We start from the raw sequence: 17,313 nt of genomic DNA, 5'->3' as shown, positions 1-17,313 counted from the left end.
ACGCCAGCGTGCACGGTTGACAAGCCTACCGCTCCTGCTCCAGCCGCGCCTCAAGCAAGGTGCGCGCCGCCGCCACATAGGCGTGGCAGGCCTGCGGGTCGACAAAGGCGTCGCTGCCGGCCGTGGCGCTCGCTTCCAGCCGCTCCCACAATTGCGACGCTTCCGGATGCGCCGAAATGAGTACGTCGCAGGGCAGTTTTTCCAGGGTCTCGAAGCTGTGGCGCAAATCCGCCAGGGCGTTCGGATACTCGCTGCTGGCGCTGAACTTGAAGCCGGGACGCGAGACGGCGTTGATGCTGTCCGCGTACACCATGTTCAGGCAGCGGGGGCCGTCGCACGATTGCCACGTCCAGCTCAGGCCTCCGGGCGTGTGGCCCGGCGTGGCGTGCGCCGTCAGCTTGACGGGGCCGACGTCGAAATGGCCGCCGTCGCGCGCCAAACGCATGTCCTTCACGGGCGAGTACTTGGGCAGCGCGTGGTATTGCGGATCGTCCGGCCCCACTTCGCCCGACGCCAGGTCCAGCGCCGCCGACGGGCTGGCGGCCACCAGCGCATTGCTGCGCCGCTGCAGTTCGGCCAGGCCGCCCGCATGGTCGATGTGGCCGTGTGAATTGAGTATCAGCTTGACGTCTTCGATGCGCAAGCCCAGGGTGGCGATATTGGCGATGATCTTGGGCGCCGATTCCGGCAAGCCGCCGTCGATCAGCACGTGGCCCTGCGGCGACGTGATGAGCACGGAACTGAGGCCTTTCACGCCCACATAATAGGTATTGCCGAAGATGCGGAACGGCGCCTGGTCCGCATTCCAGGTAGCGCAGACGTCGCAGCCCGGCGTCGGCGGCGTGGCTGGCGTCTGCGCGAATGCCAGGCAGCCATGGCCTGCCAGCAGCGCCAGTGCCAGCGCGCGTGTAAGAGTGAGGGGCATTGCAATCCTTATCCGTGTTGCCAAGGTGGCGTATGCTGACACGGAACGGAGCTGGACGCAAACGCATCCTTGCATGCATAGCTGCTGGCGAAGCGGATGTTCAGGCCGCAGCCAAGGTGGCGCTGCCGGGCGCGATGCTGACCTGGCGGCCCGCGTGACCGGCGGGCAGGCGCGGGCCATGACCAAACACCTTGTGGCGCAGGGTGCCTTCCTCGTAACGCGTGCGATAGCGGCCGCGCCGCTGCAGTTCCGGCACGATGTGGGTCACCACGTCGGCCATGCTGTCGTGGGCCACGGCGAAGGCCAGATTGAAGCCGTCGATGCCCGTCTCGTCCAGCCACGCTTCCAGCTGGTCGGCCACCTGGCGCGCGTCGCCGACGAGCACCGGGCCGCGCCCGCCCAGGCCGATGTATTCGGCGGCCTCGCGCACCGTCCACGTGCGGTCCGGGTCGGCCTGGCTGAACGAGGCCAGCGCCGAGCGGCCGGCCGGCGAATCGATGTAGTCGATGGTAGCGTCGAGCGGGTAGCGGCTGAAATCGACGCCCGTCCATCCCGACAGCAGCACCAGCGCCGCCTCGATATTCACGTGGCGCAGGTAGTCGGCGTGCTTGGCGCGCGCTTCTGCTTCCGTGGCGCCCGTGATGACCAGCGCCTGCGCGTAGATCAGCAGCGCATCGCCATCGCGCCCGCTTTGCCGCACGGCGGCGCGCAGGTCGTCCGCATAGCGTTTCACTACCGTCTTGCTGGGGCCACTGACAAACGTCGCTTCCGCGTGGCGCGCCGCAAAGCGCGTGCCGCGCGGCGAGGTGCCCGCCTGGTACAGCAGCGGCGTGCGCTGTGGCGACGGCTCGCACAAATGGATGCCGGGCACCTGGTAGTGGCGCCCGGCATGGTTGATCGGATGCACCTTGGCCGGATCGGCGTAGATGCCGCGCGCCTTGTCGTTGACGACGGCATCGTCGTCCCAGCTCTTTTCCCACAGCTTGTAGACGACGTCGAGGTATTCGTCGGCCAGGTCGTAGCGTTCGTCGTGGCCCAGCTGCTGGCTCAGGCCCAGGTTGCGCGCGGCGCTGTCCAAATAGCCGGTGACGATATTCCAGCCGATGCGCCCTCCCGTCAGGTGGTCGAGGGTGGAAATGCGCCGCGCGAACGTGTACGGATGCTCGTAGGTGAGGGCGCAGGTAACGCCGAAACCCAGGTGCGTGGTGGCCTGCGCCATGATGGGCACGAGGGCCAGCGGGTCGTTCAGCGGCACCTGCACGCCGTGTTCCAGGGCCGCATCGAGGCTGCCCCGGTACACGTCATACACGCCCAGCACGTCGGCGAGAAAAACCGCGTCGAACAGGCCCGCTTCCAGCAGCCGCGCCAGTTCCGTCCAGTGTTCGGGGTCGGTATAGCGGTGGCTGCGGTCGCGCGCATGCGTCCACAGCCCCGGCGACTGGTGGCCGACGGTATTCATCTGGAAGGCGTTGAAGCGTATCGTCTTGGCCATGGCTTATTTGGCCGCCGTCTGCAAGGCTTGCTGGTAGTCGGGTTTCGAGTAGCCGGCAAAGTGTTTATTTGTGATGTCGAGGAATTCGCGCGAGCGGTAGGCGGCCGCCAGGTCCTTGGCGAACTGCTTGTCCTTGTCGGCCGTGCGGATGGCCACCAGGTTGATGTAGTTGGGCGAGATTTTCTCGGCCACCAGCGCCTCCGTCAGCTTCAGCCCCGACGCCAGCGCGTAATTGCCGTTGATGAAGGAGTAGTCGGTGTCGCCCAGCGAGCGTGGCAGCTGCGCCGCTTCCAGCGGCAGCAGCTTGATTTTCTTCGTGTTGACGGCGATATCCTTTTCCGACGCGCGCACGGGGTCGAAGCTGGCGCGCAGCTTGATCCATCCCAGCTGGTCGAGCAGCACCAGCGCGCGCGCCTGGTTGGTCGGATCGTTCGGCAAGCCCACCGTCGTGCCTTCCTTCACGTCGTCCAGGGTCTTGTGCTTCTTGCTGTAGATGGCAATCGGCGCCGTGGGGATGGTGATCAGGTCCGTCAGGGCCAGCTTGTGTTCCAGCGCGAATTTCTTCAGGTAGACGATGTGCTGGAAGACGTTGGCGTCCAGCGAACCCTCGGCCAGCGCGAAGTTCGGCTGGATGTAGTCATTGAATTCCACCAGCCTGACCTTGTAGCCCTGCTTTTCCAGTATCGGCTTGATGCCCAGCTTGATCTGGTCCGCGTACGGCCCGGCGCTGGTGCCGATGGTGATGTCTTTCGGGTCCTTGGCGTGGGCGAAGCTGGCCGTCAAGGCGAGGGTCAGGGCGCTGAGGAGGATGCTGCGGCGGGCGATGGTCATGCGGGCTCCTTGGTGAGTGAATTATGAATATGCCGTCGGCTCAGGCACCGTGCCTGTCAAGGCAAAGCGTCCCAGGTCGCGCAGCTTGTAGTCGATGGGGTCGTGCAGGGTATGCACGCGCACGTTGCGCCAGTAGCGGTCGAAGCCGTACTGGGCCGAGGTGGAGCGGGCGCCCGTCAGCTCGAACATCTGGCTGCTGATCTCCAGTCCCGCCTTGTGCGCCAGGCACTTGGCTTCGGCCACGGCCACGGCCAGCAAGCCCCGTTCGCGCGCCGTCACCAGCGCGCCCTTGCGGAACACCTTTTCCAGTTCCTGCGCCGCCGCGTCGGCCAGCACTTGCGCGGGGCGCAGCAAGAGCCACAGCTGGCCGTAGCGGTGCTGCACCAAAGGGTCGTCCGTTGCCCTGGCCACGCCCGAGGCAAACCAGGCTTTCGCCTGCTCGTCCGTGTAGCGGCGCGCCGCCTCGAACGCGCCTTCGGCGATGCCCAGATATAAATTGGCCATGATCAGCTGCGCGATCTGCGAGCGCACGGTCGCTTGCGGCGTGGCGGCCTGCGCGGGCGCCTGCAGCACCAGCGCGTGGGGCAGGGCGACCGCCTGGAAATGCACATTGCCGCTGTCCGTCTGGCGCTGGCCGAAGGCGTCCCAGTCCGCCTGCACGGTCACGCCATCCTGGCGCGTCGGCAGGGCGGCGATCAGCGCCGTCTGCGTGGGTGCGTGCCAGGCGGAGACGGTCAGCCAGTCGGAACCGACCGAGCCGGAAGAAAAGCTCTTGATGCCGTCGAGGATAAAGCCACTGTTGGTGTCGCTGGCCGTGACTCGCTTGTCGAGGGGATTCAAGGCATTGCCCCAGAACAGGCGCTCGTCGACGGTCAGGGTGAGCAGGCGGCGCTGCTGTTGCGCGCTGCCATACAGCTGCAGGCCGGCCAGCTGCAGATGGTGGAAGCCGAAGACATGCGCCAGCGCGCTGTCGGCGCGCGCCAGGATGCGGATCACCTGGTACACGAGGGGCCACGAAGCGCCCTGGCCGCCGAATTCCACGGGGATCGACAAGGTCAGCAAGCCTGACTCGCGCAGCCATTCACGCTCCCGCGCCGCATGGCCGCCCGCCTGGTCGCGGGCATTGGCCGTTTCGGCCAGGCGCGCGGCCAGCGCGGTGGCGACGTGGATGGCGTCCTGCAAGGGTTCCGGCACGGGCGACAGGGGAAGGGTGGCATGGAGTAAAGCGCTAGGCATGAGTGACATTCCAGAAAGACGATGAGGCCGATATTGCACCGCCAGGCGCGTGCCGTACACGAAGAAAACCGCGCATGGATATGCGAAAAAAGCCGCGCAGGTTCCTGTGCCATGGCGCGCGGGGCGTCAGGATCGGATAGTCAAAAAACGCATATCGAAGCGCGAAAGCATTCGTTTTGCCGGGCGGCTGATGGCGATAGGCTGCAAGCATCCGAGCAACGCCACTTTCGACCACCTACAGGGACGGGCATCACATGAGCATCTTGTTATTGGGCGGTAGCCCGCAACTCCCATCGAGTTCCAGTCGCCTGCTGCTGCATATCGGCGAGCAGCTGGCGCTGCAGGGCCACAGCTACGCCAGGCTGCATGTGCGCGACCTGCCGGCGCGTGCCTTGCTGCTGGCCGACTACGACGACGTGGCGATTGCCCGCGCCGTGCGCGCCGTGGCCGACGCCGATGCCATCGTGATCGCCACGCCCATCTACAAGGCGTCGTATACGGGGCTGCTGAAAGCCTTCCTCGACCTGCTGCCGCAAGATGGCCTGGCCGGCAAGCTGGTGCTGCCGCTGGCCACGGGTGGCGGCCATGCCCACACCCTGGCGCTCGACTATGCGCTGCGCCCCGTGCTGCATGCGCTGGGCGCCAAGCAGGTGTTCACCAGCATTTATGCGAATGCACAGCAGCTGGCGTGGCACGAAGAGCGGGGCCTGAGCCTGGACGCGCCGATTGCCGAACGCGTGCAGGCCGGCATCGAGGAGCTGTCTACCGGCCTGTTCGTGCTGCAGGGCCGGCGTCCGCCCGCGCCAGCAGAGGTCCCGCATCCCGTGCGTTCGCTGCAAGACCAGCCATACGCTCCCCTGTTTCAAGCCGCCTGATTATTTATTACTTACCAACCAAGGAAGCACCATGACACACCGCCACGCACAACGACTCTCGCGCCGTACCACTTTGGGCCTGCTGTTTGCCGCTGCCGCCGGCGTGATGACGGCCGGCATGCCGGCCGCGGCGCTGGCGCAGGCCAAGGGGGAGGTCCAGGTGCGTATTGGTTATCAGAAATACGGCACCCTGACCTTGTTGAAGGGGCGTGGCACCCTGGAAAAACGCCTGGCCGAACAGGGCGTGGGCGTGAAATGGACGGAGTTCCCGGCCGGCCCCGTGCTGCTCGAAGGCTTGAATGTGGGCAGCATCGATTTCGGCACCGTGGGCGAAGCGCCGCCGATCTTTGCGCAGGCGGCCGGCGCCAACCTGGTGTATGTCGGCAATGAGCCGGCGTCGCCGGCCAGCGAAGCCATCGTCGTGCCCAAGGGTTCCGGCCTGCGCACCCTGGCCGACTTGAAGGGCAAGAAAATCGCCCTGAACAAGGGCTCGAACGTGCATTACCTGCTGTTGAAAGCGCTGGAAAAGGCCGGCGTCGCGTATGCCGACATTCAGCCCGTGTTCCTGCCGCCGGCCGATGCGCGCGCCGCTTTTGAACGGGGCAGCGTGGATGCCTGGGCCATCTGGGACCCCTTCCTGGCGGCCGCCGAAAAGCAGCTGGGCGCGCGCGTGCTGGCCGACGGCAAGGGCCTGGTGGCGAACTACCAGTTCTACCTGGCCTCGCGCACGTATGCGGAAAAGCATCCCGAGATCCTGCGCATCGTGCTCGACGAAGTGGCCAAGGTCGATGACTGGGGCCGCAACAACCCGGACGAAGTGGCGACGATTTTGTCGGCGCAGACTGGGCTGAGCAAGGATGTCGTGGCGCTGGCCGCCTCGCGCTATGCGTATGGCGTGAAACCCGTTTCCGTTGACGTCATCGCTTCGCAGCAAAGGGTGGCCGACGCCTTTTCCAGCCTGAAGCTGATTCCGAAACCGATCGTTGTCAAGGACGCGCTGCTGCCGGCGCGCCAGCTCGCTACCAGCACAAAATAAGGAACAAATATCATGTCATTGAATGTCTTCTGGTTCATCCCCACCCACGGCGACAGCCGCTACCTGGGCACGTCGCAGGGCGCGCGCCCCGTCGATGCCGATTATTTGCGCCAGGTGGCCGTGGCCGCCGACACGCTCGGCTACGACGGCGTGCTGCTGCCCACGGGCCGCTCCTGCGAAGACGCCTGGGTGGTGGCGTCGTCGCTGATCAGCGTGACGCAAAAGCTCAAGTTCCTCGTCGCCGTGCGGCCCGGCCTGTCCACGCCGGGCCTGGCCGTGCGCATGGCGTCCACCTTCGACCGCCTGTCGAACGGGCGCCTCTTGATCAACGTCGTCACGGGCGGCGACCAGGGCGAGCTGGAAGCGGACGGCCTGTTTGCCGACCACGCCAAGCGCTACGAAATTTCCGATGAATTCATCAAGGTGTGGCGCGCCACCCTGGCGGGTGAGGGCGGCGCGGCCGGCTACGATTTCGAGGGCAAGCATATCCAGGTCAGAGGCGCGAAAACCCTGTACCCGCCCGTGCAGAAACCGTATCCGCCGCTGTATTTCGGCGGCTCGTCGGAGCCCGCGCATGAACTGGCGGCCGAGCAGATGGACGTGTACCTGACCTGGGGCGAGCCGCCCGCCGCCGTCGCCGAGAAAATCGCCGACATCCGCGCGCGCGCGGCAAAAAAAGGCCGCACGGTCCGGTTTGGCATCCGATTGCACGTGATCGTGCGCGAAACGAACGAAGCGGCCTGGCGCGCGGCCGATGAACTGATCAGCCATCTGGACGACGACATCATCGCCAAGGCGCAGGCGGCCTTCGGCAAGATGGATTCCGTGGGCCAGCAACGGATGGCGGCCCTGCATGGCGGACGGCGCGACAAGCTCGAAGTGTCGCCGAATCTGTGGGCCGGCGTGGGCCTGGTACGCGGCGGCGCGGGCACGGCCCTGGTGGGCGACGGTCCGACCGTGGTGGCACGCATGCAGGAATACGCGGACCTGGGCATCGACACCTTCATTTTCTCGGGCTATCCGCACCTGGAAGAATCGTACCGCTTCGCCGAACTGGTGTTCCCGCTGCTGGGCAAGGGCAAGGCCGTGGGTGAGCAGTCACTGACGGGGCCTTTCGGCGAAATCATGGCCAGCAATATCGTGCCGGCCGCGCCACAGAAAAAGGCGGCCTGAGATGGCGACGGCCACCGTCAAGCATCCGCCCGGCACGCCATGGCGCAATGCATTGGCGCCGTGGGCCTTGCCCGTGGCGCTGCTGCTGGCCTGGCAACTGGCCGCGCAGTGGGGCTGGCTGTCGAGCCGCATCCTGCCCGAGCCGTGGGCCGTGGCGAAGGCCTTCTGGCACCTGGCCGCGTCGGGCGAATTGTGGCTGCACCTGAAAACGAGCTTGTGGCGCGCGACGCTCGGTTTCGCCATCGGCGCGGGACTGGGCTTGCTGCTGGGCCTATTGACGGGCAGCTTCCGCCACGCGGAAACCCTGCTCGACACGACATTGCAAATGGTGCGCAACATCCCGGCCCTGGCCCTGATCCCGCTGGTGATCCTGTGGTTCGGCATCGACGAGACGGCGAAACTGTTTCTGCTGGCCGTCGGCGTGTTCTTTCCCGTCTACCTGAACACCTTCCACGGCATCCGCTCGGCCGACCAGGGCTTGATCGAAATGGCGAAAAGCTATGGCTTGTCCGGCTGGCCCCTGTACCGCGACGTGATCCTGCCGGCCGCCATGCCCTCCATTTTAGTTGGCGTGCGCTTTTCGCTGGGTCTCGTGTGGGTGCTGCTGATCGTTGCCGAAACCATCTCGGCGCAGGCCGGCATTGGCTACATGACCATGAATGCGCGCGAATTTTTGCAAACGGACGTGGTGCTGGTGGGGATTTTGCTGTACGCCTTGCTGGGCAAGCTGGCCGATTTATTCTCGCGCCGGCTGGAACGCCACTGCCTGCGCTGGAATCCCGCCTACCGATAATGAGGAAAGAAAAAACCATGCTGCTCGCCCCCATCCAGATCGAAACGGATTTTTTGTCGCACTTCGTGCAGTACGACCCGGCCAGTGCGCCGCCGCAGGCGAAGGTAGCTCCGCAGGCTCCCTTGCAGCGCAGGGGCGTGCCGCTGGAACTGACGAACCTGAGTAAATCCTACACCAGCCGGTCCGTGCTGAACAACGTCGACCTGCAGCTGGAAGCGGGAGAATTCGTCGCCATCGTGGGGCGCAGCGGCTGCGGCAAGAGCACTTTGCTGCGCGCGATCGCGGGGCTGGAAAGCATCGATGAAGGCGGGGTCGCCATCGGCAGCGGCGTGGGCGCGCCCGACATCCGCATCATGTTCCAGGAGTCGCGGCTGCTGCCGTGGAAAACGGTGCTCGACAACGTGGCCTTGGGGCTACCCCGCTCCGTCGGCGCGGCGGCCGCCTCGCTGTGGACGGTGGGCCTGGCCGAGCGGGCGGACGACTGGCCGGCGGCCCTGTCGGGCGGGCAGAAGCAGCGCGTGGCGCTGGCGCGCGCCCTCGTGCACGAGCCGCAACTGCTGCTGCTCGACGAGCCATTGGGCGCGCTCGACGCCCTGACGCGCATCGAGATGCAGCAGCTGATCGAGTCGCTGTGGCTGGCGCGCGGGTTCACGGCCGTGCTGGTGACGCACGACGTGGCCGAAGCGGTGGCGCTGGCCGACCGGGTGCTGCTGATCGAGGAGGGGCGGATCACCCTGGACGTGCGGGTGGACTTGCCGCGCCCCCGTCAGCGCGGCCATGCGGCTTTCGCCGCGCTGGAGCAGGCTATCTTGTCGCGGGTGCTGCAGCAGCATGGTCAGATGACTGCGCCAGCACGATGAAACCATCGTTATCGACGGTCGCCACGATGTTCTCATAGCTGGCGATGGCCGGATGGCGCGTGGCCAGCGGGTGCGCATGCGTGGCGGTGACCACCATGATTTTCGCTCCCGCCGCTTCGCCCGCCTCGATGCCGACGGACGCATCCTCGAACACCAGGCAATCGACGGGCGCCACGCCCAGTTTTTCCGCCGCCAGCAGGTAGCAATCGGGTTTTGGTTTACCCGCCTTGACGTCTTCCGCCGTCACCATGATGGCGGGAATGGGCATGCCGGCCGCCTTCAGGCGCGCCGTCGCCAGCGCGCGCGGCGCCGAGGTGACGATGGCCCATTGCGCGGGCGGCAGCGACTGTAAAAAGCGCAGCGCGCCCGCGATTTCAATAATCCCTGCCACATCGATGATTTCCGCATCCGTGATGCCCTGTGACTCGCGCTGCGCATCGACGCCGGGCAAGCGCAGTCTGGCGATGGTGTCGACCGAGCGCGCGCCGTGGATGGTGGGCAGAAAGGCCGCTACATCGAGGCCCTGGCGCTGCGCCCAAGTGCCCCAGATGCGTTCGGCGGCGGCGATGGAATTGATGACGGTGCCGTCCATGTCAAACAGAAAAGCCCGATAGCGGCCGGCGGCCGATGGTGGCGGTGGTGAAAACGGCGAGGGCAGTGCGGACATGGCTTCCTTCCTGATGATGGGCTGGAAGCCATTGTAACGGCAGTCGATTTTTATTTCACAGGTAGACCGATTCAAAACGGGCCACGGGCGCGCCATCCTTGAGCAGGATCAGCTTCTCGCCCTCAAGCTGGTAGCCCGTCACGCTGTTCAAATTGGCCAGCACCGCGCTTTCCAGCTGCATCAGGGGCGGCGGGCAGGCCATGCGCGTGCCCGCCAGTTGCGTGAAACGCAGGGCCGTGCCGGCCAGCGTATAGCCGCCCATCACGCGGTTGCAGCCCGTGAAACCGGTAACCTTGCCATCGTCGCTGAGGGTGATGCGCACTTCGCGCTCCTGCTGCGGCGCCATCGTCACGGGGGCGCCATCGAGCTGCGTCAGCTTCCAGTAGGTGTTCGTCAGGCTGGCCTGCGGCGCCAGGCCGTTGTCTGGCTTGGCGCTGTCGCTGGTGGTGGCGCAGCCGCCGGCCATGGCGATGGCGGCGGCAAGCGGCAGGTATTTGAGACGATGCGTCAGGCGATGCAGCATGGGATGCTCCTGTGAGGGGGAATGCCCGCACATTAGCAGATTTTTCGTGCCGGCCAGCGTACCGTAGCGGCGATTGCTTTCCATTTTGCCAGCCTTGGCATTAAACTCATGCTTTCTGCTGTTTCAACCTTGATCGGGGAGCCGGGCCGATGCTGCAAGCGCAAACGCTGGATAATCGACTGGTCGCCACCACTGGCGACGACGTGCTGGTCGACCGCATCGTGCCCGGCGCGCCGTTGGTCATCGCCTTCGGCTTCGTCTCGTGGACCACGCGTCCCGCCTTCGATTTTTACGGACGCCTGAGAAAGCTGGAGCAGGTCAGCGGGCAGCCGCTGAACAAAATCCTCGTGCGCGATTCGGGCAATGCCTGGTATCACCGCCAGATCGCGGGCCTGGGTAATCACGTGGATGAAACGGCGCAGGCCCTGCGCGAGCTGGTGCGCCGCATCGCGCCAAGCCAGGTCACTACCCTGGGCCAGTCCATGGGCGCATATGCGGCCGTCATGTTTGGCTTGCTGCTGGACGTGCAGCAGATCGTCGCCTTTGGCCCCTTGTCCTTCCTCGACGTGCAGCAGGCGCGTTTGTACCATGAGCTGCGCTGGCTGCCCGTGATGGAATCGCTGGCGCAGGATCCACCGCCGTCCGGCTATTACGACCTGGCGTCCCTGTGCCGCGCCAGGGCGACGGATAAAACGCAGCTGCACCTGCTGTTCGGCACGCGGCCTGACGCGGCCAGCTCTGGCGCCAGTGCCAGCGAATCGGTGAATCTCGACGCCATGCACGCGCAGCGCCTGGCCGCCTTCGGCCGCTGCACCCTGCACCCGTTTCCCCAGTCGGGCCACGCGGTGGTGCAGCACCTGATCGACACCAAACGGATCAACGGCTTGCTGGCCCGCTGCATACTCGGTCTCACGCTGGAAGATGAACCGATGCCGGAGATCGGCGCCGCCTGGCAGGACTGGGTGGCGGAAAACCTGCGTTTGGGCTGCGCCGGCGAACAGCTGGTCGCGGTGCTGCAGCAGCACGGCTTTTCGCCGGCCAGCAGCATGGCGGCCGTGGAGGCGGCCCGCGCCGCGCCGAAAGCTCCATGACGCCGCAGTTCGAACTCGACACCCTGAAAATCCGCCTCGCCGCGCCTGAACTGGCGGCGCTCGACTTGCGCGTGCGCGTGCAGCGCGCGCTGCGCCAGCTGATACTCGATGGCGTGCTGGCGCCCGGCCTGCGCCTGCCGGCCACGCGCGCGCTGGCGCAATCGCTGGGCGTGTCGCGCGACACGGTGGAAATGGCGTACGCGCAGCTGCGTCTCGATGGCTACATCGAGCGGCAGACGGGGTCGGGCAGTTTCGTGTCGGCGACGATAGGCGCGAGCTTGCTGGGCAAGTCGTCGTCGGCATTGCAGCCCGCGTCCGCGCAGCCGGTGGCCCTCAGCGCGCGCGGTGCGCACATCCTTGCCAGCGGCGGCGTGGCCGACCAGCAGAGCGTCAAAGCTTTCGCCACGGGCTTGCCGGAAACGCGCGCGTTTCCGCTCGCCGTGTGGGAGCGCTTGCGGCGCCAGGCGGCCGGCGAACGCCAGGCCGGCATGCTGCTACACGGCGACCCGCAAGGCGCGGAGCCTTTGCGGCAAGCCATCGCCGACTATGTGAACCTGGAGCGGGGCGCGCGGGCCACGGCGGATCAGGTGCTGGTCTTGAGCAGCACGCGCCAGGCCATGTACCTGTGCGCGCAGGTGCTGGCCGACGCGCATGGCCCGATATTGATGGAAGATCCCGGCTATTTTGGCGCGCGCAAGGCGTTCGAGATGGCGCAATTGCAGGTCGTACCCGTGCCGGTCGACGCGCAGGGCTTGTCCATCGACCACCTGCGGGCGGACCGCAGCGGCGCCAACACGGTGTACGTCACGCCGTCGCATCAATACCCGACGGGCGTCACGCTGGCGCTCGAGCGCCGCCTGGCCCTGACGGCCTGGGCCGCCGAGCGCCAGGGCTGGATCATCGAAGACGATTACGACAGCCAGTTTCATTACGCGGGCTTGCCGACGGCTTGCGTGCAGGGACTCGACACGCGGCGGCGCACGATCTATCTGGGCACCTTCGCCAAGTCGCTGTATCCGGGCCTGCGCATCGGCTACATGGTGCTGCCGCCCGCGCTGGTGAAACCGATGACCTATGCGCGCAGCATCCTCGACGGCCATACGCCGCAACTCGATCAGCTGACACTGGCCCGTTTCATCGCCGACGGCCATTTCGCGGCCCATGTGCGCGCCATGCGCAAGGTCTATGCCGTGCGCCGCGATGCGATGGCGCAGGCCGTGCGGCGGCACTTGCCGCACGTGGTCACGGCGCAGCTGCCGCCGGGCGGCTTGCAACTGCCGTGTTTGCTGCACGAGGGCAGGGACGAGCTGGACACGCTACGCCGGGCGGCCCAGGCGGGCATCGTGCTGCCCGGTCTGAGCCGGCTGTATGCGACGCCGCCGGCGCGTGGCGGCTGGCTGCTGGGCTTTGCGGCGCTCACGCCGCACGAGATCGACAGCGGCATCGTCCGTCTGGCGCGCGCGCTGGCGTGATGCCGTCAAAATGGTCTGTTGTGTGGGCTTGAATTGGCCTGTTTGAGCAGTCCATGTGGCCGTTAAGATGCTCCCTTTCAATGGCAGGGGCATACACATGACGACAACCACGACGACGGCCGCCAGGGTCGACCGGCTGCGTTGGCGCGATCTCGCTTCCCCCACGCTGGCCGCCTGCATCTCCGTCCTCGTCAACTATGGCGGCACCTTCGTGCTGGTGTTCCAGGCGGCCCAGCTGGCCCAGCTCAGTGCGGCGCAGACGGCGTCCTGGGTCTGGTCGCTGAGCATCGGCGTGGGCGTGACGGGCATCTGGCTCAGCTACCGCTACCGCGCGCCCATCATCACGGCCTGGTCCACGCCCGGCGTGGCCTTCCTGGCCACCGTCATGCCGCACACGCCGTATGCCGAGGTGATCGGCGCCTACATGGTGTCCGCGCTTGCTTTCATCCTGCTGGGAATGTCCGGCGCCTTCGAGCGCCTGGTGCGGCTGATACCGGGCGGCATCGCCGCCGGTTTGCTGGCCGGCATCTTGCTGCAGTTTGGCGTGAACGCGTTTGGCGGCGCCAGCGCCGACCCGCTGCTGGTGGCGGTGCTGCTGCTGTCGTACGCCGTGCTGCGCCGCTTCACGGCACGCTTTGCCGTGGTGGGCATCATGCTGATCGGCCTGGGCCTGCTGCTGGCGCAGGGGCGCATCGATGCGCACGGCATCGAACTGGCCCTGGCCGCGCCCGTGTTCGAGATGCCGCGCTTTTCCGTGGCGTCGCTGCTGGGCGTGGCGCTGCCGCTGTTCCTGATCACCTTGACGGGCCAATACATGCCCGGCATGCTGGTGCTGCGCAATGACGGCTACCCCGTCAGCGCCAATCCGATTTTGACGGTGACGGGACTCGGTTCGCTGCTCATGGCGCCGTTCGGCGCGCACGCCTTCAACGTGGCCGCCATCACGGCCGCGATCTGCACGGGCAAGGATGCGCACGCGGACCCGTCGAAACGCTATATCGCCGGGCTGGCTTGCGGCGTGCTGTACATCCTGGTGGGCGCCTTCGGCGTCACCCTGGCCAGCCTGTTCATGGTCTTGCCGCGCAGTTTCATCACGGCGCTGGCGGGCCTGGCCCTGCTGGGCTCCATCGGCAACAGCCTGGCGCAGGCGATGGCGGACGTGCGCATGCGCGAAACGGCCTTGATCACTTTCCTGGCGACGGCGGCGAACGTGACCCTGCTGGGCGTGGGCGGCGCCCTGTGGGGGCTGGCGGCCGGACTGGCGGCGCATGGGCTGATGCATGGCTGGCGCAAGGCGGCATAGCAAGACAGGTTGCCCGTTTTGCCAGCCGCCGCATACAATTGCTGCGCCCGTGCCCGTTGGCACCGTACTTTTCCCGATGTGAACGATGGCCGAGTTGAGCTCCCTGGCGCATGGCCTGGCGATTTTTGCGCTGGCCGCCGGCTGGGTGTGAATGTTTATTAATTAATGAAAAGCGAGAAAGCGATGCCTGTCAGCTCCTACCTGAATACCCGTCCCGTCGTGGGCGAGCGCGTCTACCTGCATGACACGGCGCAAGTGATTGGCGATGTGCAGATCGGCGACGACTGTTCCATCTGGTGCAACAGCGTGCTGCGCGGCGACGTCAACCGCATCGTCATCGGCGAGGGCAGCAATATCCAGGACTTTTCCATGGGCCATGTGTCGCACAGGAATGCGGCCAAGCCCGACGGTTCGCCCTTGACCATCGGCAAGTACGTGACCATCGGCCACTCCGTGATTTTGCATGGCTGCACCATTGGCGACGAATGCCTGATCGGCATGGGCAGCATCGTCATGGATGACGTGGTGGTGGAAAAACACGTGATGCTGGGCGCGGGCAGCCTGGTGTCGCCGGGCAAGGTGCTGGAAAGCGGCCATCTGTACGTGGGCCGGCCCGCCGCCAAGGTGCGTGCGCTGACGGACGCCGAGATCGCCTACCTGCGCTATTCGGCCGAGCATTACGTACGCGTCAAAAACAATTACCTGGCCGGTGGCGACGCCGCCTGATTGTCGGCATGATCGAGGCGGCGCAGTTCCGGGCGCGGCGCCAGGTCTTGCGGCAGGCGCAGGCCGGACACCAGGCCCATGCGTTGCCACAGCAGCAAGACCCACCAGCCCGGGTCCCATTCGCCCGGCAGCAGGCCCAGCCTGGCCGAGCCCGGATACGCATGGTGGTTGTTGTGCCAGCATTCGCCCATGGTCAGCAGCGACGTCAGGCGGATATTCCTGCCTTGCACGGCGGCGCCATCGACATGGAAGTGCATTTGTCCATGGTTGTGGGCGAAGTAGCCGATCAGCCAGTGACCGAGCACGCCGGCACTGACGCGCGCACAGACACCCCAGCAGACATAGCCCCAGCCGCCCCAGGCGAAGAACAGCAGGGCCCACGGCAATTGCTGCAGCATCCAGGTTCTTTCCAGAAACCGGTAAAAGCGGTCGTGCCCGATGCGCGGCTCGATGGCGACGTGCGGCGGATGGTCGAGGTCCAGGCGGCAGTGTAATTGCCACCAAGCATCGCGCCAGAAACCGGCGCCGTGGCGCAAATAGGGGTGGCAGTCGGGCAGGCGCTGGGCATAGTCGCGCAGTTCGTGCTGGCGAAGCAGGCCCAGCGGGCCACTGAGTCCCACCAGCACACCCAGGTAGACGAGTACATATTCCAGCCATGTTGGGCAATGAAAGCTGTCGTGTATCAGTTTGCGGTGGCTGCCCAGCGAGTGGCCGAACAGCAGGACGATGGCCGTGCCGCTGAGAAACAGCAGCAGGCCGGTCCAGCTGAAGAAAAACAGGGCGCCCGTCACGGCGCCGGCCAGCATGGCCGTCAGCCACAGCGAGGGCAGCGGCGCATGGCGCACCGCGCCGTCGAGCACGCTGCCGGCGTGCGTGGCGCGGGCGCGGTGGCTGTCCAGGCTGGCAGCCGTTATCAATCCTTGGGGGCGGACGACGGTTGCGTGTACTTGTCGAAGTTGGTGATGTAGTCGTTGAAGTTGTCGGTCAGCATGCGCTTGTACTGTTCCGTGAAGAACGCCACGGCGCCTTCCTTTTCTTCCTGCATCTTGGCCACGTCGTTGCTCTTGCTGGCGACGAGGAAGGCGTTGAAGCGGGCGGCCGCGTACAGCAGCGAGGTGGCCACTTCATTGCCGCGGCTATGTTCGCACTGCTCGTTGGCCAGGGCGATGACCTGGTCGGCGCGTTCCCAGAATTCCGGGCCTGGTGCTGGTTTTGTCGTTGGTGTGCTCATGAAAATCCCTATGAAAGTGCGCGTCAGTCTACACAGGGGGCCGCGGGCTGTCCAGCCGCGCGGCTGCCTGTCAGGACGCCTGCAGGATCTGTTCCAGCAAAACGGGCAGCGGCTGGCGGATGTCGAGCACGATGCCGGCCTCGTCCGCTTGCAGGGGCTGCAGGGTGGCCAGCTGGCTGTCGAGCAGGCTGGGCGGCATGAAATGGCCGGGGCGCTGCAGGCGACTTTCCAGTACTTCGCGCGGGCCGTCCAGGTGGACAAGGCGCAGGGCCGGGTCGCCTTCGCGCAGCACGTCGCGGTAGGCGCGCTTCAGGGCCGAGCAGGAGACGACCAGGCCGCCGCCTTGCGCGCGGGCCGTGGCGATCCGGTCGCGCAGGGCGGCCAGCCAGCCGGCCCGGTCGGCATCGTCGAGCGCGATGCCGGCCGCCATCCTGGCCACGTTTTCCGGGGAATGCACGTCGTCGCCTTCCACGTAGGGCACGTGCAAGGCGTCGGCCAGCAGGCCGCCGACGGCGCTCTTGCCGCAGCCGGAGACGCCCATCACGACCCAGCGCACGGCGGGCATACCCACGCTCAAGGCGCCGAGACGATGACGGTGACGCGGCGGTTTTCCGCCTGGCCAGCCTTGGTGGCGTTCGAGGCCACGGGCTTGCTCATGCCCAGGCCCTTGACGACGATATTGCCGCGTGGAATGCCGGCCACGCCCATCGCATCGGCCACCACGTTGGCGCGCGCCAGCGACAGCTTGTTGTTGAGCAGTTCGGCACCTTCGTTGTCCGTATGGCCTTCCACGCGCATGTGGGTGATGCCCACTTTCAGCAGGGCGGCGCTGATTTTCTGGATGGCGGCCCGGCTCGGCGCCGTCAGGCTGGAAGCGCCGAAATCGAACAGCAGCTTGTCGGTAAAGCTCAGTTCCCAGCCTTCGTCCGTCTGGTTGAAACCTTGTTCCTTCAGGGTGGCGACTTGTTCGGCGTTGAACAGCGGTTTGGTCTCGGGCGTGCTCTGGCAGGCGGCCAACAGGCCCAGCATGAACAGACCGAGGAAGCCGCGGCGTAATTGCTTGTAGATGAATTGCATGG

The 17,313-nt window shown here is 66.2% G+C and carries 19 protein-coding genes; 9 read left to right on the top strand and 10 right to left on the bottom strand.

Annotated features, from left to right (window positions below; translation table 11 throughout):
- Positions 1–25: 25 nt before the first annotated feature.
- From bla to K0F86_RS22210, 4 genes are all read right to left on the bottom strand, one after another.
- Positions 26–925: a subclass B3 metallo-beta-lactamase gene (gene bla / locus K0F86_RS22225; RefSeq protein WP_219136346.1), complete on the bottom strand. Its 900-nt coding sequence runs from the start codon at positions 923–925 to the stop codon at positions 26–28.
- A 100-nt stretch (positions 926–1,025) separates the two neighbouring features.
- Positions 1,026–2,417 (bottom strand): LLM class flavin-dependent oxidoreductase, encoded by a 1,392-nt coding sequence (locus tag K0F86_RS22220; RefSeq protein ID WP_219136345.1) that lies wholly within the window; start codon positions 2,415–2,417, stop codon positions 1,026–1,028.
- A gap of 3 nt (positions 2,418–2,420) precedes the next feature.
- Positions 2,421–3,248: a MetQ/NlpA family ABC transporter substrate-binding protein gene (locus K0F86_RS22215; RefSeq protein WP_219136344.1), complete on the bottom strand. Its 828-nt coding sequence runs from the start codon at positions 3,246–3,248 to the stop codon at positions 2,421–2,423.
- A gap of 21 nt (positions 3,249–3,269) precedes the next feature.
- Positions 3,270–4,484, bottom strand: coding sequence for an acyl-CoA dehydrogenase family protein (locus K0F86_RS22210; protein WP_219136343.1), 1,215 nt, complete (start codon positions 4,482–4,484; stop codon positions 3,270–3,272).
- A gap of 254 nt (positions 4,485–4,738) precedes the next feature.
- On the opposite strand from K0F86_RS22210, the gene ssuE reads away from it, so the two are divergent.
- Genes ssuE through K0F86_RS22185 form a run of 5 tightly spaced genes read left to right on the top strand, consistent with a single transcriptional unit; the run spans position 4,739 to position 9,221 of the window.
- Positions 4,739–5,359 carry an NADPH-dependent FMN reductase gene (gene ssuE, locus K0F86_RS22205; protein ID WP_219136342.1) on the top strand — a complete coding sequence of 207 codons (621 nt, stop codon included), beginning with the start codon at positions 4,739–4,741 and terminating at the stop codon, positions 5,357–5,359.
- A gap of 31 nt (positions 5,360–5,390) precedes the next feature.
- Positions 5,391–6,395, top strand: a complete 1,005-nt coding sequence (locus K0F86_RS22200) for a sulfonate ABC transporter substrate-binding protein (protein WP_219136341.1) — start codon at positions 5,391–5,393, stop codon at positions 6,393–6,395.
- A 12-nt stretch (positions 6,396–6,407) separates the two neighbouring features.
- A complete protein-coding gene (gene ssuD, locus K0F86_RS22195) occupies positions 6,408–7,568 on the top strand; it encodes an FMNH2-dependent alkanesulfonate monooxygenase (protein WP_219136340.1) in 1,161 nt (386 codons plus the stop codon).
- 1 nt (position 7,569) lies between these two features.
- Positions 7,570–8,361, top strand: a complete 792-nt coding sequence (gene ssuC, locus K0F86_RS22190) for an aliphatic sulfonate ABC transporter permease SsuC (RefSeq protein WP_219136339.1) — start codon at positions 7,570–7,572, stop codon at positions 8,359–8,361.
- Positions 8,362–8,378: 17 nt separating this feature from the next.
- Positions 8,379–9,221, top strand: a complete 843-nt coding sequence (locus K0F86_RS22185; RefSeq protein WP_219136338.1) for an ATP-binding cassette domain-containing protein — start codon at positions 8,379–8,381, stop codon at positions 9,219–9,221.
- Here K0F86_RS22185 and K0F86_RS22180 read toward each other — a convergent pair.
- On the bottom strand, positions 9,166–9,888 hold the full coding sequence (locus K0F86_RS22180; RefSeq protein ID WP_219136337.1) for an HAD-IA family hydrolase: 723 nt from the start codon (positions 9,886–9,888) through the stop codon (positions 9,166–9,168). The two genes, K0F86_RS22185 and K0F86_RS22180, sit on opposite strands and share 56 nt — an antisense overlap.
- Positions 9,889–9,943: 55 nt before the next feature.
- Complete coding sequence (locus K0F86_RS22175) at positions 9,944–10,411, bottom strand: META domain-containing protein (RefSeq protein ID WP_219136336.1); 468 nt, start codon at positions 10,409–10,411, stop codon at positions 9,944–9,946.
- Positions 10,412–10,560: 149 nt separating this feature from the next.
- Between K0F86_RS22175 and K0F86_RS22170 the strand changes: the two genes are divergently transcribed.
- From K0F86_RS22170 to K0F86_RS22155, 4 genes are all read left to right on the top strand, one after another.
- The gene (locus K0F86_RS22170; protein ID WP_219136335.1) at positions 10,561–11,502 is read left to right on the top strand and encodes a hypothetical protein; all 942 of its coding nucleotides are present in this window, start codon (positions 10,561–10,563) and stop codon (positions 11,500–11,502) included.
- On the top strand, positions 11,499–12,974 hold the full coding sequence (locus K0F86_RS22165) for a PLP-dependent aminotransferase family protein (RefSeq protein WP_219136334.1): 1,476 nt from the start codon (positions 11,499–11,501) through the stop codon (positions 12,972–12,974). Before K0F86_RS22170 ends, K0F86_RS22165 begins: the two co-directional genes overlap by 4 nt.
- Before the next feature lie 97 nt (positions 12,975–13,071).
- The gene (locus K0F86_RS22160; RefSeq protein WP_219136333.1) at positions 13,072–14,277 is read left to right on the top strand and encodes a benzoate/H(+) symporter BenE family transporter; all 1,206 of its coding nucleotides are present in this window, start codon (positions 13,072–13,074) and stop codon (positions 14,275–14,277) included.
- A 183-nt stretch (positions 14,278–14,460) separates the two neighbouring features.
- The gene (locus K0F86_RS22155; protein WP_219136332.1) at positions 14,461–15,003 is read left to right on the top strand and encodes a gamma carbonic anhydrase family protein; all 543 of its coding nucleotides are present in this window, start codon (positions 14,461–14,463) and stop codon (positions 15,001–15,003) included.
- Here the strand turns inward: K0F86_RS22155 and K0F86_RS22150 are convergent.
- From K0F86_RS22150 to K0F86_RS22135, 4 genes are all read right to left on the bottom strand, one after another.
- Positions 14,976–15,920 (bottom strand): acyl-CoA desaturase, encoded by a 945-nt coding sequence (locus K0F86_RS22150; RefSeq protein WP_257572302.1) that lies wholly within the window; start codon positions 15,918–15,920, stop codon positions 14,976–14,978. The genes K0F86_RS22155 and K0F86_RS22150 overlap by 28 nt on opposite strands.
- A complete protein-coding gene (locus K0F86_RS22145; RefSeq protein ID WP_219136331.1) occupies positions 15,917–16,234 on the bottom strand; it encodes a DUF3144 domain-containing protein in 318 nt (105 codons plus the stop codon). Before K0F86_RS22145 ends, K0F86_RS22150 begins: the two co-directional genes overlap by 4 nt.
- Positions 16,235–16,304: 70 nt before the next feature.
- Positions 16,305–16,799, bottom strand: a complete 495-nt coding sequence (locus K0F86_RS22140; RefSeq protein WP_219136371.1) for a gluconokinase — start codon at positions 16,797–16,799, stop codon at positions 16,305–16,307.
- An 8-nt stretch (positions 16,800–16,807) separates the two neighbouring features.
- Positions 16,808–17,313, bottom strand: a 506-nt coding sequence (locus K0F86_RS22135; protein WP_219136330.1) for an OmpA family protein, incomplete at its 5' end; no start/stop codon positions are given.

This window comes from Janthinobacterium sp. UMAB-60 (assembly GCF_900095235.1).
In the GTDB taxonomy this organism is placed as follows: domain Bacteria; phylum Pseudomonadota; class Gammaproteobacteria; order Burkholderiales; family Burkholderiaceae_D; genus Janthinobacterium.
The sequence above is the reverse complement of the archived record's forward strand: the minus strand, read 5'-3'. Positions and strand labels throughout refer to the sequence as shown.

Coding starts and splice junctions, on each gene's coding strand:
- bla (WP_219136346.1), bottom strand. CDS start 925: ATGCCCCTCACTCTTACACGCGCGCTGGCACTGGCGCTGCTGGCAGGC.
- K0F86_RS22220 (WP_219136345.1), bottom strand. CDS start 2,417: ATGGCCAAGACGATACGCTTCAACGCCTTCCAGATGAATACCGTCGGC.
- K0F86_RS22215 (WP_219136344.1), bottom strand. CDS start 3,248: ATGACCATCGCCCGCCGCAGCATCCTCCTCAGCGCCCTGACCCTCGCC.
- K0F86_RS22210 (WP_219136343.1), bottom strand. CDS start 4,484: ATGCCTAGCGCTTTACTCCATGCCACCCTTCCCCTGTCGCCCGTGCCG.
- ssuE (WP_219136342.1), top strand. CDS start 4,739: ATGAGCATCTTGTTATTGGGCGGTAGCCCGCAACTCCCATCGAGTTCC.
- K0F86_RS22200 (WP_219136341.1), top strand. CDS start 5,391: ATGACACACCGCCACGCACAACGACTCTCGCGCCGTACCACTTTGGGC.
- ssuD (WP_219136340.1), top strand. CDS start 6,408: ATGTCATTGAATGTCTTCTGGTTCATCCCCACCCACGGCGACAGCCGC.
- ssuC (WP_219136339.1), top strand. CDS start 7,570: ATGGCGACGGCCACCGTCAAGCATCCGCCCGGCACGCCATGGCGCAAT.
- K0F86_RS22185 (WP_219136338.1), top strand. CDS start 8,379: ATGCTGCTCGCCCCCATCCAGATCGAAACGGATTTTTTGTCGCACTTC.
- K0F86_RS22180 (WP_219136337.1), bottom strand. CDS start 9,888: ATGTCCGCACTGCCCTCGCCGTTTTCACCACCGCCACCATCGGCCGCC.
- K0F86_RS22175 (WP_219136336.1), bottom strand. CDS start 10,411: ATGCTGCATCGCCTGACGCATCGTCTCAAATACCTGCCGCTTGCCGCC.
- K0F86_RS22170 (WP_219136335.1), top strand. CDS start 10,561: ATGCTGCAAGCGCAAACGCTGGATAATCGACTGGTCGCCACCACTGGC.
- K0F86_RS22165 (WP_219136334.1), top strand. CDS start 11,499: ATGACGCCGCAGTTCGAACTCGACACCCTGAAAATCCGCCTCGCCGCG.
- K0F86_RS22160 (WP_219136333.1), top strand. CDS start 13,072: ATGACGACAACCACGACGACGGCCGCCAGGGTCGACCGGCTGCGTTGG.
- K0F86_RS22155 (WP_219136332.1), top strand. CDS start 14,461: ATGCCTGTCAGCTCCTACCTGAATACCCGTCCCGTCGTGGGCGAGCGC.
- K0F86_RS22145 (WP_219136331.1), bottom strand. CDS start 16,234: ATGAGCACACCAACGACAAAACCAGCACCAGGCCCGGAATTCTGGGAA.
- K0F86_RS22140 (WP_219136371.1), bottom strand. CDS start 16,799: ATGCCCGCCGTGCGCTGGGTCGTGATGGGCGTCTCCGGCTGCGGCAAG.